This is a genomic window from Rhizobium beringeri (assembly GCF_004306515.1).
GTDB lineage: Bacteria > Pseudomonadota > Alphaproteobacteria > Rhizobiales > Rhizobiaceae > Rhizobium > Rhizobium beringeri.
Window position 1 is genome coordinate 1,727,736 of record NZ_SILG01000001.1, and the last position, 15,004, is coordinate 1,742,739.

At 60.3% G+C, this 15,004-nt stretch carries 10 protein-coding genes and 1 pseudogene; 7 read left to right on the plus strand and 4 right to left on the minus strand.

Annotation, left to right across the window (positions count from 1 at the left end; genetic code table 11):
- Positions 1-60: 60 nt before the first annotated feature.
- Positions 61-2,310: an arylsulfatase gene (locus ELH03_RS08860; protein WP_245504874.1), complete on the minus strand. Its 2,250-nt coding sequence runs from the start codon at positions 2,308-2,310 to the stop codon at positions 61-63.
- 452 nt (positions 2,311-2,762) lie between these two features.
- A complete protein-coding gene (locus ELH03_RS08865; protein ID WP_128405013.1) occupies positions 2,763-3,035 on the minus strand; it encodes a hypothetical protein in 273 nt (90 codons plus the stop codon).
- A gap of 233 nt (positions 3,036-3,268) precedes the next feature.
- Between ELH03_RS08865 and ELH03_RS08870 the strand changes: the two genes are divergently transcribed.
- Complete coding sequence (locus ELH03_RS08870; RefSeq protein ID WP_128409899.1) at positions 3,269-3,607, plus strand: DUF2147 domain-containing protein; 339 nt, start codon at positions 3,269-3,271, stop codon at positions 3,605-3,607.
- Between the two features lie 55 nt (positions 3,608-3,662).
- On the opposite strand, the gene ELH03_RS08875 is transcribed toward ELH03_RS08870, so the two are convergent.
- On the minus strand, positions 3,663-4,616 hold the full coding sequence (locus ELH03_RS08875) for a formylglycine-generating enzyme family protein (RefSeq protein ID WP_130766236.1): 954 nt from the start codon (positions 4,614-4,616) through the stop codon (positions 3,663-3,665).
- 275 nt (positions 4,617-4,891) lie between these two features.
- Between ELH03_RS08875 and ELH03_RS08880 the strand changes: the two genes are divergently transcribed.
- A complete protein-coding gene (locus ELH03_RS08880; RefSeq protein ID WP_130766237.1) occupies positions 4,892-7,288 on the plus strand; it encodes an arylsulfatase in 2,397 nt (798 codons plus the stop codon).
- 281 nt (positions 7,289-7,569) lie between these two features.
- Here ELH03_RS08880 and ELH03_RS37885 read toward each other — a convergent pair whose 3' ends face one another.
- Positions 7,570-7,833: a hypothetical protein gene (locus tag ELH03_RS37885; RefSeq protein WP_245485440.1), complete on the minus strand. Its 264-nt coding sequence runs from the start codon at positions 7,831-7,833 to the stop codon at positions 7,570-7,572.
- Here ELH03_RS37885 and ELH03_RS08885 point away from each other — a divergent pair.
- The 5 genes and pseudogenes from ELH03_RS08885 to ntrX all read left to right on the plus strand — a co-directional run bounded on the left by ELH03_RS08885 (position 7,775) and on the right by ntrX (position 15,002).
- On the plus strand, positions 7,775-9,331 hold the full coding sequence (locus ELH03_RS08885) for an arylsulfatase (protein WP_412034406.1): 1,557 nt from the start codon (positions 7,775-7,777) through the stop codon (positions 9,329-9,331). The genes ELH03_RS37885 and ELH03_RS08885 overlap by 59 nt on opposite strands.
- Positions 9,332-9,448: 117 nt before the next feature.
- Positions 9,449-9,553: pseudogene (locus ELH03_RS38625) on the plus strand (helix-turn-helix domain-containing protein); the annotation flags it as partial.
- Positions 9,554-10,155: 602 nt separating this feature from the next.
- The gene (locus ELH03_RS08895) at positions 10,156-11,145 is read left to right on the plus strand and encodes a potassium channel beta subunit family protein (protein ID WP_128409911.1); all 990 of its coding nucleotides are present in this window, start codon (positions 10,156-10,158) and stop codon (positions 11,143-11,145) included.
- Between the two features lie 232 nt (positions 11,146-11,377).
- Positions 11,378-13,648: a sensor histidine kinase NtrY-like gene (locus ELH03_RS08900; RefSeq protein ID WP_128405018.1), complete on the plus strand. Its 2,271-nt coding sequence runs from the start codon at positions 11,378-11,380 to the stop codon at positions 13,646-13,648.
- Positions 13,638-15,002 carry a nitrogen assimilation response regulator NtrX gene (ntrX, locus tag ELH03_RS08905; protein WP_128405019.1) on the plus strand — a complete coding sequence of 455 codons (1,365 nt, stop codon included), beginning with the start codon at positions 13,638-13,640 and terminating at the stop codon, positions 15,000-15,002. The genes ELH03_RS08900 and ntrX overlap by 11 nt, the downstream gene beginning before the upstream one ends.
- The last annotated feature ends 2 nt before the right edge of the window (positions 15,003-15,004 follow it).

Consider the following 15,004-nt stretch of genomic DNA (forward strand, 5'->3'; position numbering starts at 1 on the left):
ACGTCCACTTTCGGCACGGGCCGCCTTGGCGACGGGGCGCTCTGCGCTGAACCTCTTGCCTCAAGGGTGCGGCTGAAGTTCTATCTTCAAGCTGGTCAGCTTGCCGTCGAAGGCGAACGGTGCCTGGTAGTCGTTATCGTCGACACCGGTTCCCGTGTCGGAGCCGATATCAAAGGTTTCACTCGCTTCGAGAGCAAAGGGAATGGTGTTTGGGAAGGTCCCGCTTGCCGCCTCGGCGCCGTCGATCGTGATTGTCCCCTTGCCACCTTTGCCGAGGCCGGGCCCATCGGACTTGAAGGAGAAGACGAGATTGTGCTTTCCAGGCGTCAATGCCGCTGCGCCATCCACCCTTGGCCGGGCGAGGTCCAATAGGTCATAGACAAAGACTGGCTTCCCGTTGAGCAGGTAGAAGCCCCATCCCCCGAAGCGCCCGCCCGCGGTCACAAGCATGCCGTTGCCGCCGCCCGCGGGCACATCGATATCGGCCGTGATCGTGAAGGACTTGTTGAGGATGCTCGGTGCCGTCCCAAGGGGCACGCCGACGATGGGTTTCGTGTAGATGAAGTCATTGCGTCCGGCGACGATGCTCGGTCGCGGGAGGATGAACCGCGTCAAGGCCGAGGCGTCCAGCGGCAGAACCTGGTACTTCGCGGCCTCGATCCAGAACAAATCCTGCAACTCCTTCAGCTTGCCGGGATTGACGGCCGCCAGATCATTGTTTTGCGTCCAGTCCTTGGACAGGTCGAACAACTCCCAGGTCACGCCGTTGACGATGTCTTTCGGGATCGGAGCCGTTCCGTTCCAAGGTTCCCGATAGGGCAATGTGGAGGCGATCCACCCATCGTGATAGATTGCGCGATTGCCGAACATCTCGAAATATTGGGTCGAATGTTTCGATGGCGCATCGGCGTTTGCCTTGTCGAATGTGTCGGCCAGGCTCACGCCTTCGATCGGCGTCTGGGTGATCCCATTGACTGCATCAGGAGCACGGATGCCCGTCGCTTCCAAGATCGTCGGGACGATGTCGATGACATGGTGGAACTGGTTGCGCACCCCACCCGGATCTTTGATGTGGCCTGGCCATGCGATGGCCATGCCGTTACGAATGCCCCCAAAATAGGAAGCGACCTGCTTGGTCCATTTGAAGGGCGTATCGAAAGCCCAGGCCCAGCCGACTGAATAGTGCGGATAGGTCAACGCCGACCCCCAGGCGTCGTAGAATTTGAGCTGGTCCTGGACGGGCACGTCGACGCCGTTGAAGAAAGTCATCTCGTTTGGCGTTCCAGCCGGGGAGCCTTCCGCGCTCGCGCCGTTGTCGCCGCTGATAAAGATAATCAGCGTGTCATCGAGCTTGCCCATGTCCTCGACCGCTTTGACGACCCGGCCGATTTCATTGTCGGTATAGGCGAGGTAGGCTGCGTAGACGTCGGCCTGGTGGATGAAAAGCTTCTTCTCATCAGCCGAAAGGACGTCCCACGGCTTGATGAGCTTATCCGGCCAGGGTGTCAGTTGCGCATCCTGAGGGACAACTCCAAGCCTCTTTTGGTTGGCGAAGATTTGGTCGCGCAGCGCATTCCATCCCTTGTCGAACAGATGCAAGTCGCTGATCTTTTTGATCCACTCGGGGGTCGGGTGATGAGGCGCATGAGTCCCGCCCGGTGCATAGTAGAGGAAGAATGGTTTCTTGGGATCGAGCTGATTGAGTTGGTTGAGATAGTTGATGGCGTCGTCCGCCATGTCCGTCGTCAGGTTGTAAGTGGGGTTGTTCAGATAGGGATAGACACGCGTGGTATTGCGGTAGAGGTCCGGTTGCCACTGGTTGGTCTCGCCGCTGACAGAGCCATAGAAATATTCAAATCCCATTCCGATGGGCCATTGATCGAAGGGACCCGCCTGACTGGTTTGGAAAGATGGGGTATTGTGATTCTTGCCGAACCATGACGTTGCATAACCATTTGCCTTGAGGATCGTGCCGATCGTGTCCTTGTCCGCGGTAATGACACTGTCGTAGCCCGGATAACCGGTCGACGCCTCGCTGATCACACCAAAGCCGACTGAATGATGATTGCGGCCCGTGATGAGAGCGGCGCGTGTGGGGGAACACAGCGATGTCGTATGGAAGTTCGTGTAGCGCAGACCTATGTTGGCAATCCGGTCGAGCGTTGGCGTCGGAATGACGCCGCCGAACGTGCTCGGGGCCGCAAATCCGACGTCATCGGTCAAGATCAGCAAGACGTTTGCCGCACCCTTGGGCGGCACAACTTGCGGCTGCCAGTATGGCGTCGACTGAAGCGCGTCGAGATTTGTCATGCCGCCAAACTGCCCTGGCGGCGGCGGGATCTGTCGGCCGTCGATTGTGATCGTCGCACTCGGCGTGCCGGGTGTTCCATTGATGACTTGAGCTGACGCACTCGTCCCGCCATGGAAAAAAATGTAAGCGCAGTGCCGCCTAATAGGGCAGCCAAAGTCAGGATGCTGCTTTTCATCTCGATTCCCCCCCGCAATCGATCCCGCGTGATGTGGGCCGTTTTATTCGGGGAGGGTAGGGCGAGTACCGCGAGCGCGCCAGTAACATACAGTATGCACTGTTGATCCGCGTTCGCTCCGACAGTCACATTGAAGACCGTGTTGCGGACCTGATTTCCGGGCAACGGCCGAACGAGTGATTGTCCCGCTGCCGTTGCGCCGGATTGACAGATACTACCGTATGATACGCGCAAACCTCTATTCGAGCGAATATCTTTGGCGCCAGAGTCTGGTCCTCAACGGCGAGGGAGAAGCTTGATCACGATCACACTGGCACTTTCCAGAGCGGCTTCGATCTCGTTGCGCAACGTCTCCACGAGTTCGAGGCATTCCGCGTGGCGCTCATTTCGCTCCGGGGCGGAGGATGTTTCCCATTTTCTCCTCAGTTCATCTGCAATGGAGAAGTCGGCACAGAGTTCGCGGAAGTTATCGTCACGGGCGGCCAGTGAATCGATGGTTTTGGCGCTGGCTGGAAAGATGCGTTTGGCGAAGCGTGTGTCGTAATCCATCCATCCTACCTCCAAGGCGGCTCTGCAAGTCCAGCGGTCGCATCGCATTATAAGTGGTGCATGATGCTCCAGAATAGGGCGGAAGCAACGTAGTTTACAGTAGGGAACGGCAACGAAATCGGAATCCGCCGTTCAAAGCATGTTCGACAGGTATCACTCCAGTTTCCCGCTGCCGTCGCTAACCGCAATCGACGGGAGTACGCCCATAACTTGCGGACCACGAAGGATACGTCATGAACGGTCTTGTCACAATCGTTGCTGCGCTGGCCCTATCTGCAGGGTTGGCACATGCCGCCGAACCAATTATCGGCAATTGGAAGACTGAGGTTGGAACGACGGCTGCGATCGCCCCTTGCGGCGACGGTTACTGCATCACGTTGAAAACGGGCAAGCATGCCGGAGAGCGGATCGGCACCTTCAACGGCAAGGACGGCCGCTATTCCGGAAAGATAACCGATCCCGATGCCAAGAAGACCTATGACGGGGTCATGAGCGTCTCCGGCAATACCGTCACCATGAAAGGCTGCGTCATGAAAGTGTTCTGCCAATCGCAGGTCTGGACGCGACTCTGATCTGGATGACAGTGGGATTTATTCCGCCGACGCGTCATGTCGCTATGACGCCGCCTCACGCGCGCTTGACACATCTAAAGCCGACATGACTTGTGGACGTGTCCTCAGGCTCGGCATGTCTGGCGGCGGGACGATAGCGCCTGCAGTAGTTCGGCGCGCAGAGGTGGGACCCGCCCTTGAGCACGCGCCGCGGGATCCTGATGTCAGGCAGCCGCGGATCGTAGCTGGCGTCGGCGTCTCCTCCGCGGGGATTGCTGGGGATGCAGCATGAATGGCTGGCAGGCTCGGGATGGCGTGTCGACCAGAAGTCGGAGGTCCATTCCCAGACATTGCCGATCATGTCGTAGATGCCGTAGCCGTTTGATGGAAAGGATCCGACCGGGGACGTTCTGTCCGCATCGGCTGGCTTTGTGCTCAGCGTAGGGAAGGTGCCCTGCCAGGTGTTGGCCATAAGTTTTCCTTCCGGGTTCAACTCGTCGCCCCAGGCAAATTCCGCATCATCAAGGCCGCCGCGCGCCGCCAGTTCCCACTCTGCCTCGGTCGGCAGATCTTTTCCCGCCCAGGCCGCATAGGCCTTGGCGTCGCTATAGGCGATATGAACGACGGGATGATCGAGCTTGCCGCGGATGTCGGTGCGACCGCCGTAAGGGTGTCGCCAGTCCGCGCCGAACTTGAACGACCACCACTGGGTAATGTCGGGGCCGACGATGGCTTTCGGTGGCATGAACACCAGAGATCCGGCTCGCAGCATTTTGGGAAGCGCTCCAGGATAGTCCTCGGCACGGGGAGCCCTTTCAGCGACAGTTACATGTCCGGTGGCTTTGACGAACGAGGCGAACTGCCGGTTGGTGACAGGAGTGGCGTCGATCCAGAAGCCGTCGACGGCTACCGGATGAGCAGGCGCTTCCTCCGGATAATGCTCGTTCGATCCCATGGTGAAGGTTCGTCCGGCCACCCAGACCAGGCCTGAAAATCCCGTGTCGTCGGTTGCGCGCACGTCGGATGTCATTTTGTCATTCCCGCAGGTTATTGCCGTTCACGTACGGGTGCGTGTCCCGCCCGTCCACCTATATAACTACCCCTCAGAGCCACGGTTCTTATAGTAGGTTACAGTAATATACGCGACGCGTTGGTAGCAACCTGCCACTATCTTCAATCTCATCGCTAAGCTGATGGATACGTCGGCCGATCTGACTTTCGCCGGCCCATGCGAGCATCATTGAGAGCGGGACAGTATTGCTCGCTCCGCCTTTTCACGTTGGGTCCAAAAGGGAGCAATCAACAATGAATACGCGCGTTTACTTAGCAGTGCTCGCCGCCAGTTGTTTTTCGGCCTTTCCAACCGCCGCCCAAGAAGTCACCGGGGCGCCCGGTTCACCCAGCGCCACGTCGACCATCGATGGCCAGTCGCTGCCGGCGGCACCACCGGCGTTTGGCGGCACGATCAACTTGGACGCCAAGGACTCGAAGTCCTGGTGGTCGCCAACCGTGGTGCCGTCGAAGGGCGCTCCGAACGTCCTCCTGATAATAACCGACGACGCGGGCTACGGTGTCGCGGGGACCTTTGGAGGGGTCATCCCGACGCCGACGCTCGATCAGATCGCGGCAAATGGGTTGCGCTACACACAATTCCACTCCACTGCGCTCTGTTCGCCCACGCGCGCAGCACTGATTACCGGGCGCAACCACCATTCGGTGGGCTTCGGGGTAATCGCCGAACAGGCAACCGGTTTTCCGGGTTACGATTCAATACTCGGTCCAGACAACGCCACGATCGGGAACATCCTCAAGAACCACGGCTACGCCACATCGTGGTTCGGCAAGAACCACAATACCCCTACCTACAACTATTCGACGTCGGGTCCATTTGATCAATGGCCCTCGGGCATGGGCTTTGACTACTTCTATGGCTTTATGGGCGGCGAAACCAACCAGTGGACGCCTTGGCTCTTCCGCGATCACTCACAGATCTTTCCCTGGAAAGACCAGCCCGGTTACAACCTGACCACCGCCATGGCTGACGAGGCCATCGACTACCTGCGCCATACCAATGCAGCGACACCTGAGAAGCCGTTTTTCCTCTACTACGCACCGGGAGCGACCCACGCCCCGCACCATCCGACCAAGGAATGGATTGATAAGTTCAAGGGCAAGTTCGACGGCGGCTGGAACGCCATGCGTGACGAGATATTCGCCAACCAGAAGCGGCTCGGGGTGATACCGGAGAGCGCCCAACTGACGCAGTGGCCGGATGACCTGCCGAAGTGGGACACACTGAACCCTGACGAGAAGAAGATGTTCGCACGCCAGGCAGAGGTTTACGCCGCATATGTCGCCTATGCCGACAACGAGATCGGTCGGGTAATCGATGAAGTGCGCAACCAGGGCAAACTCGACAACACTCTCATCATCTACATCGAGGGCGACAATGGCACCAGCGCGGAGGGCTCCACCGTCGGCACTGCTTTTGACTTGGCAGCGATCCAGGGGATCAACATGCCTGTCGCCGAGCAGTTGAAGTTCTATGACGCGTGGGGATCCGACACAACGACCCCGCATATGTCGGTCGCCTGGTCGTGGGCCTTTGACACGCCCTTCAAGTGGACCAAGCAGATTGCCTCGCACTTCGGCGGCACCCGTCAGGGAATAGCAATGTCCTGGCCTGGCCACATCACGGACAAGGGCGGCATCCGCAGCCAATTCCACCACGTGATCGACATCGTACCGACAATCCTTGAAGCGGCCGGGATCGAAGCACCGCAGACCGTAAATGGTATCGCGCAGAAGCCGATCGAAGGCGTCAGTATGACCTACACCTGGGCGAAGGGGGCAAAGGATGTACCCTCTGCACGTGAGACCCAGTATTTCGAGATGTTCGGCAACCGCGCTATCTACCACGACGGTTGGATCGCCTCTACCACGCCCGCCGCTGGGCCATGGCTGCTTGGTCTTGGGAAACTCCCTAATGTCCTCAACGGTTACAACTGGGAACTCTACGATCTAACCAAGGACTTCTCGCAGTTCGATGATGTCGCCGCCAAGGAACCGGCCAAGCTCAAGGAGATGCAGGACCTGTTCCTGGTGGAGGCCGCTAAGTACCAGGTGTTCCCGCTCGACAACTCTGTTGCCACGCGGTTCGGCGGCACGCCGAGCACCACCGCCGGGCGTGACACGTTTGTCTACACCGGCGAACTGTCCGGCCTGCCTCCCTCCGCGGCGCCCAGCCTGTTGAGCCGGTCCTATACGATCACGGCCGAGGTGGAGGTTCCCGAAGGCGGAGGGGAAGGCGTCATCAACACGCTCGGAGGCCGTTTCGGCGGCTACGGCCTGTATCTGCTGAAGGGAAAGCCGGTCTTCTCCTATAACCTGCTGGGGCTGGAGCGGTTCCGCTGGGAAAGCCCGGACGCGCTCACACCCGGAAAGCACAGTGTCGTCTTCGATTTCACCTACGAAGGGCCGGGCTTCGCCAAGGGTGGCACTGGCGTCCTGAGTGTCGATGGCGCCGAGGTGGCCAAACAGGCGATCCCGCACACCATCCCCTTCCTGGCGACGATCGACGAACCCTTCGATGTGGGCATAGATACCCGCTCACCAGTCGACGACAAGGACTATCAGGTGCCTTTCCGGTTCACGGGCACGCTCGACAAACTGACGGTCAAGGTCGGGCCGCCGCAAATATAGTCAGCGTCAGGGCGCGGGCCTCGCAGGGCCCGCGCCCTGACCGAGTTCGCCGGGTCGGCGGGCGACCATGACAAGCCAAGCTACCGATTTCCGATATGGGCGATGTCGCCTTTCACGCAGTCGGTGTTTCTGGGACTACTTCGCCCGGACATTGGTTCCTGCCTATCGGCGGTTTCGCCTGTAGGTTACCGTAAGATACTTGCTCTCCTTATATTCGTTATGCCTTATGTACGCGTCCAGGCAAGCCGACAGGCCCTGTTATTCTCAACGCGCATTCACTTTCACACGGCTATCTCAACAGAGCATTCGAGAACCTCGGGTCGGACTGTATCCAGCATCTGTTGCAGCGATGAGCTTTGCTTCGCCTGACCAAAAAAGGGAGAAATGGGCATGACAGAGAACGCGACTCCAACGAGGCGGGATATCTTGCTAACCGGCGGATCTTTGCTCGCCATGTCGGCGATTGGCACGGCTGCGAGCACCACCATGAGCCGGAAAGCCATGGCCCAAGCCACGGGCAAAAAACCCAACATAGTGGTCATCATGGCCGATGACGTCGGCATCTGGAATATCGGCGCCTACAATCGCGGCATGATGGCCGGTCGTACCCCACATCTCGACAAGCTTGCGGCAGAGGGGATGCTCTTTACCGACTACTATGCCGAGGCGAGCTGCACGGCAGGGCGAGCGAACTTCATCACCGGCGAGCTTCCCATTCGCACCGGCATGACCACGGTCGGCCAGGCTGGCTCGCCCGTCGGCCTTCCTGCTGCGGCGCCAACCATTGCCACCGTGCTGAGGTCCCTGGGCTACGCCACGGGTCAATTCGGCAAGAACCATCTTGGCGATCTCAATGAGTTCCTGCCAACGGTTCATGGCTTCGATGAGTTCTTCGGCTACCTTTATCATCTCGATGCGATGGAAGACCCGGCTCATCCCGGCTATCCCAAGGACCTGCTGAACGTCGTCGGCCCGCGCAACATGGTCCACTCCTGGGCGACCGAAGTCGATGACCCGACCGAGCAACCGCGCTGGGGCAAGATCGGCAAACAGAAGATCGAGGATGCCGGCACGCTTTATCCCAAGCGGATGGAGACGGTGGACGATGAAATTCGGGATCTCTCCTTCAAGTTCATCGACAAGGCCAAGGACGACGGCAAGCCGTTCTTCCTCTGGCTCAATCCGACCAGAATGCACATCGTCACCCACCTCTCCGAGAAGTACGAGAGCATGCGCAACTCGGAGAATGGCTGGACCATTCATGAGGCCGGCATGGCCCAGCTCGACGACATCGTCGGCGCCACCATGCAGAAGCTGAAGGATATGGGCCAGGACGAGAACACGATCGTCATATTCACCACCGACAACGGCACCGAAAACTTCACCTGGCCGGATGGCGGGCAGACTCCGTTCTTCGGCGGCAAGGGAACGACCTATGAAGGCGGCTTCCGCGCCCCGGCAATGATCCGCTGGCCCGGACATGTTCCCGCCGGCTCGATCTGCAACGGCATGATGTCCGGCCTCGACTGGTTCCCCACCCTCGTTGCCGCTGCCGGCAACACCAATATCGCCGTCGAACTGAGAGCGGGCAAGGAACTGAACGGCCAGACCTACAAGGTGCACCTGGACGGCTACGACCAGACCAGCCTGCTCAGCGCAACCGGTCCGTCGAACCGCCATGAAATCTGGTACTTCGCCGAAAGCACGCTTGGCGCAGCCCGCATCGACGACTACAAATATACCTTCATGGAACAGCCGGACGGCTGGATCGGCAATACGGTGAAACTGGGTGCGCCGACCGTGGTGAACCTGCGCCTCGATCCGTTCGAGCGGACTGCCTTCCTCAAGGGCAATGTCGGTTCGCAGGAATATTTCGAATGGTACAAATTCGAGTTCTGGCGCTTCGTCCTCGTTCAGCAGAAGGTCGAGGAACTAGCAAAGTCCGCGATCGAATTTCCGCCGATGCAAAAGGGCGCAAGCTTCGGCCTCGACGCCGTCAAGGCCCAGATTGCTGACGCTATGCGCAAGCAGAACGGGCAGTAAGCCAAGTTGCACGTCACATGGCGCGGCACGTCAATGCGGGTGGAGCGCTTTTGTGCCTCCAGCCGCATTTGAACAAGCATCTGTCGAGGCGCGAACGGTTGACGTACAGCCCTTTAGAACCAGATCAAGGCGGCCGATCTTCTCGGTCTCAACCGCAACACCTTGCGCAAGAAGATCAGGGAACTTGGCGTCTCGGTCTACAGGAGCTCCCGCACCGCCTGAGCTCGCTCGGGGCGCTATAAAAAGAAGGCGGCGGGCCCTCATGTTGCCCACCGCCCACCCCTCCCGGCGTCCGCCGCCACGGTCGGGAGGAGAGGTGAGCCTATCTGAGCCAAGTCGCGGTTTATATCCAGACAAACAAAAATGCGGTGTCATTCAACAGTCACATAAGCATTTGTGAGCAGTGATTTGACGCCAGGCGAATGTCATTGAAGTTGCTGCGGTCGTCGTCGCCGTGCCTGTGGATAAGCTGTGGATATCCGGTGGACGACACGATCAATCAGCGGGCGATAACGTCGCCGATTTCTATCGCATGTTGCCTATCCGTTCCGAATCTCATCATTCTGCCGTTGCTGCCGTCGACCTCCGCCGCAAACGTCGTCGATCGCATGCCACGGGGCGCTCCGACTGATGTCGTGGAGCGCCCTTTTTCTTTACGGTCGGGGCTGACGGGAACTGCGACATCGTGTTTTGGTCAACTTGCGGGCTGAGCCTCGCATATCGTTGCGCATGCCATAGATTACGCGAATCGGTCGTCGATCAATCGGGCGACGCCGACCCCGGTGACAGACCGGCACATATTCATAATTTGCGGGAGTTGCATGATGGAATATCGACGTTTGGGAAAGTCGGGCCTGAAGGTGAGCGAGTTCTCCTTCGGCTCATGGGTGACGTTCGGCAAGCAGGTCAATGGAGGCGACGCCGTTGACCTCATGAAGCTTGCCTACGACAATGGGGTCAACTTCTTCGACAATGCCGAAGGATACGAGAGCGGCAAGTCCGAGATCGTGATGGGCGAGGCGCTCAGCAGGCTTGGCTGGAGCCGTGACAGCTTCGTCGTCTCCAGCAAGGTCTTCTGGGGAGGCCAGAAGCCGACGCAACGCGGCCTGTCGCGCAAGCATGTGACCGACGCCTGCCACGCAGCGCTCAAGCGGCTTAAGGTCGACTACCTCGACCTTTACTTCTGCCACCGCCCGGATATCGACACGCCGATCGAGGAAACAGTCCGGGCGATGCACGATCTCGTCGCCCAGGGCAAGGTGCTCTATTGGGGCACGTCGGAATGGTCGGCGCAGCAATTGACCGAAGCCTACGCCGTTGCCCGGGATTTGCGCATCACGCCGCCGACCATGGAGCAGCCGCAGTACAACATCTTCGAACGCCAGAAGGTCGAGTCCGACTATTTGCCGCTCTATGACCTGATCGGCCTTGGCACCACCATCTGGTCGCCGCTCGCCTCGGGCGTCCTGACCGGCAAGTACAATAACGGTGTGCCGGCCGACAGCCGTATGAACCTGCCGGGCTACGAATGGCTGAAGGAAAAGTGGTCCAGTGATGCCGGCCTTGCCCAACTCAAACAAGTTGGCGAACTCGCAAAGCTCGCGGACGAGATCGGGATATCGATCACGCATCTCGCTCTTTTGTGGTGCCTTGCCAACCGGAACGTCTCGACGGTCATTCTTGGAGCCTCGCGCGCGAGCCAGCTGCAGGACAATCTCGCGGCCCTCTCACACCGAGAGAAGATGACGTCGGACGTGCTGGACCGGATCGACACGATCGTCGGAAACAAGCCCGAAGGACCACGTCGGTTCTAGAGGACAGAAGCCTCGCTCGACGGGCCAGATTAAGGCTCGTCGAGGGAAGCACGGCTTGACAATGTGGCGAGACGCGTTGCATTTTCGCCACAATGCGTTGCTTAAAGGTCACGCAAGGGTTTTGGACATTCGCTCCCGATCGAGTCGTTGCAGCGCTGGCTTTTTTAAGCCGGCGTTGCTTGGTTTTCGATCGGACGGCGAGGGCGGCAGGTGTCGTCCGAAGAGAGGCCGAATGACGCAGGATGGGGTATCGCCGGCGGCGGCGGGCGAGACGGTGACGACGGTGACCGATCGCCGCGCCCTTTTTGCCGTGCCCGGCCTCGTGCTCGCCGGCGGCGCGCTTCTCTGCGCCACAGCCACGCTTTTCGTGCTGCTCGGCCTGACGCCAATCGCGCCGACGTCGCATGTCGTCATCACCTCGGTGATCGTCAATTCCTTCTTTGTCCTGACGCTGCTCGCCTTGATTGCTCGCGAGGTGGCTAGGCTGCTGAAGGCGCGCACCCGCGGCCGTGCCGCAGCCCGCCTGCATATCCGCATCGTCGTACTCTTTTCGATCGTCGCGATCACGCCGGCGATCCTCGTCGCCATCTTCGCCAGTATTACGCTGAATGCCGGCCTTGATCGCTGGTTTGCCCTGCGCACCCAGTCGATCGTCAGCTCGTCGCGCAATATCGGCCAAGCCTACATGATGGAGAATGCCAGCTACCTGCAGGGGCAGACGGTCTCCATGGCCAACGACCTCGAGCGCAACCGCGCGCTCTACAGCCTCGACAGGACGGGCTTTGCCGATCTGATGACCCGCCAGGCGAGGGGCCGCGGCCTGCTCGGCGCCTTCCTCGTCGAGCGCGACGGCTCGGTGATCGTCCAGGCCGATATCGCCACCGAAAAGCCGCTGCCGGCCATTCCGCAGGACGCGCTGGAAAAGGCCGCCGCCGGCCAGCCGACGCTGATCCCGCCCGGTGTCACCAATCTCGTCGGCGCCATCATCAAGCTCGATGCCATCCAGGGCACCTTCCTCTATACGGTGCGCGCCGTCGATCCCAAGGTCATGGGCGCCATGCGCATGATGGAGGAGAACGCCACCGAATACCGCTCGATGGAGGCCAACCGCTTCTCGCTGCAAGTCGCCTTTGCCGTGCTCTATATTGGCTTCGCGCTGATCGTGCTCCTGGCGGCGATCTGGACCGCGATCGCCGTTGCCGACCGCATCGTCCGACCGATCCGCCTGCTGATCACGGCGGCCGACAGCGTTGCATCGGGCAATATGGATATCGTCGTGCCGGTGCATGCCGTCGACGGTGACGTGGCCAATCTCTCGCGCACCTTCAACAAGATGATTTCGGAAATCCGCACGCAGCGCGACGAGATCCTCGAGGCCAAGGACGAGGTCGACGACCGCCGCCGCTTCATCGAGGCGGTGCTGTCGGGCGTCACCGCCGCCGTCATCGGCGTCGAGCAGGACCGCCGCATCGCCATCGTCAACAGTTCGGCCGAGACGCTGATGTCGCTGTCGGCCGACGAAATGCTCGGAAAGCAGCTGGTCGACATCGCGCCGGAGGTCGATCAAGTGCTGACCGAGGCGGCGGTGCGTTATCGCGGCGATTTCCGCAAGCAGATCGCCCTCGTGCGCGGCGGTACTGTGAGGACGTTGAGCGTGCAGGTCACCCGCGAGGAAGTGCGCGACATGAGCGAATCCTACGTGATCACGCTCGACGACATCACCGATCTCGTCATCGCCCAGCGCTCGACCGCCTGGGGCGACGTGGCCAGGCGCATCGCCCATGAGATCAAGAACCCGCTGACGCCGATCCAGCTGTCCGCCGAGCGTATCCAGCGCCGCTACGGCAAGCAGATCGACCCGGGTGACCGGACCGTCTTCGACCAGTGCACGGATACGATCATCCGCCAGGTCGGCGATATCGGCCGCATGGTCGACGAATTCTCCGCCTTTGCGCGCATGCCGAAGCCGACCAAGGAGCCGAGCGACCTGCGCAATATCCTGCGCGACGCGATTTTCCTGCGTGAGATGGGCAACCATCACGTCACCTTCGAGCAGGATTTCGGCGACCAGCCACTGGAGGGCCTGTTCGACAGCCGCATGCTCGGCCAGGCCTTCGGAAATCTCATCAAGAATGCCGTGGAATCGATCGAGGCCGTTCCGAGCGACGAGCGGGACGAACGCAAGATTCTCGTCCGCGCCGCACTCGATACCGGCCGCGACCGCTTCACCGTCGACGTGATCGACAATGGCCGCGGCCTGCCGGTGGAGAACCGCCACAGCATTCTGGAACCCTATATGACGATGCGCGAGAAGGGCACCGGCCTCGGCCTCGCCATCGTCAAGAAGATCATCGAGGAACATGGCGGGCAGCTCGAGCTGCATGATGCGCCCGCCGATTTTGACCGGGGAAGAGGGGCCATGATCCGCGTGCATCTGCCACGCCTGGATCCGACGCCTGCTGCCCCCGCAGCCAATGACAAGGAAAGCGTTTATGGCCTCTGATATTCTCGTCGTCGACGATGAGCACGATATTCGCGAGATCGTTTCCGGCATTCTCTCGGATGAAGGGCACGAGACGCGCACGGCCCATGACAGCGACAGCGCGCTGGCGGCGATTTCCGATCGCGTACCGCGGCTGATCTTCCTCGATATCTGGATGCAGGGCAGCAAGCTTGATGGTCTGTCGCTGCTCGACGAGATCAAGACCCGCCATCCGGAATTGCCCATCGTGATGATATCAGGCCATGGCAACATCGAGACCGCCGTCTCGGCGATCAAGCGCGGCGCCTTCGATTTCATCGAGAAGCCCTTCAAGGCCGACCGGCTGATCCTGATCGCCGAACGTGCGCTGGAGAATTCCAAGCTGAAACGCGAGGTTTCCGAGCTGAAACGCCGCACCGGCGACGCGCTGGAGCTGATCGGCACCTCGGTCGCCGTTTCGCAGCTGCGCCAGACGATCGAGAAGGTCTCGCCGACCAACAGCCGCATCATGATCCTCGGCGCCTCTGGCTCCGGCAAGGAGCTGGTGGCGCGGATGATCCACAAGAAGTCGGCCCGCGCCAACGGCCCCTTCGTTGCGATCAACGCCGCCAACATCACGCCCGAACGCATGGAGGTGGCGCTGTTCGGCACCGAGGGTACGCCCGGCCAGGCGCGCAAGATCGGCGCGCTCGAGGAAGCTCATCGCGGTATCCTCTATCTCGACGAAGTCGGCGAAATGCCGCGCGAAACGCAGAACAAGATCCTCCGCGTCCTGGTCGATCAGCAGTTCGAGCGCGTCGGCGGCTCCAAGCGCGTCAAGGTCGATGTCCGCATCATCTCCTCGACCGCCTATAATCTCGAGAGCCGCATCGCCGAGGGCTGGTTCCGCGAGGATCTCTATCATCGCCTTGCCGTCGTCCCGGTGCGCGTGCCGGCGTTGGCCGAACGGCGCGAGGACATTCCCTTCCTCGTCGATCAGTTGATGCGCCAGATATCCGAGCAGGCCGGCATCCGTCCGCGCCGCATCGGCGACGACGCCATGGCGGTGCTGCAGGCGCATGATTGGCCCGGCAACATCCGCCAGCTGCGCAACAATATCGAGCGGCTGATGATCCTTGCCCGCACCGACGGCCCGGATGCGCCGATCACCGCCGACATGCTGCCGACCGATCTCGGCGACATGCTGCCGAAAGTGTCGGCCAAGAACGACTATCACATCATGACGCTGCCGCTGCGCGAAGCCCGCGAGATGTTCGAGAAGGACTACCTGATCGCCCAGATCAACCGCTTCGGCGGCAATATCTCACGCACTGCGGAATTCGTCGGCATGGAGCGTTCGGCGCTGCACCGCAAGCTGAAGTCGCTCGGCGTCTGATT

Bases quoted from the DNA above. Each gene is read 5' to 3' on its own strand.
- ELH03_RS08895 (WP_128409911.1), top strand. From the start codon at position 10,156: ATGGAATATCGACGTTTGGGAAAGTCGGGCCTGAAGGTGAGCGAGTTC.
- ELH03_RS08885 (WP_412034406.1), top strand. From the start codon at position 7,775: ATGAGCCGGAAAGCCATGGCCCAAGCCACGGGCAAAAAACCCAACATA.
- ELH03_RS08860 (WP_245504874.1), bottom strand. From the start codon at position 2,310: ATGACAAATCTCGACGCGCTTCAGTCGACGCCATACTGGCAGCCGCAA.
- ELH03_RS08875 (WP_130766236.1), bottom strand. From the start codon at position 4,616: ATGACATCCGACGTGCGCGCAACCGACGACACGGGATTTTCAGGCCTG.
- ELH03_RS08900 (WP_128405018.1), top strand. From the start codon at position 11,378: ATGACGCAGGATGGGGTATCGCCGGCGGCGGCGGGCGAGACGGTGACG.
- ntrX (WP_128405019.1), top strand. From the start codon at position 13,638: ATGGCCTCTGATATTCTCGTCGTCGACGATGAGCACGATATTCGCGAG.
- ELH03_RS08870 (WP_128409899.1), top strand. From the start codon at position 3,269: ATGAACGGTCTTGTCACAATCGTTGCTGCGCTGGCCCTATCTGCAGGG.
- ELH03_RS08865 (WP_128405013.1), bottom strand. From the start codon at position 3,035: ATGGATTACGACACACGCTTCGCCAAACGCATCTTTCCAGCCAGCGCC.
- ELH03_RS37885 (WP_245485440.1), bottom strand. From the start codon at position 7,833: ATGATGACCACTATGTTGGGTTTTTTGCCCGTGGCTTGGGCCATGGCT.
- ELH03_RS08880 (WP_130766237.1), top strand. From the start codon at position 4,892: ATGAATACGCGCGTTTACTTAGCAGTGCTCGCCGCCAGTTGTTTTTCG.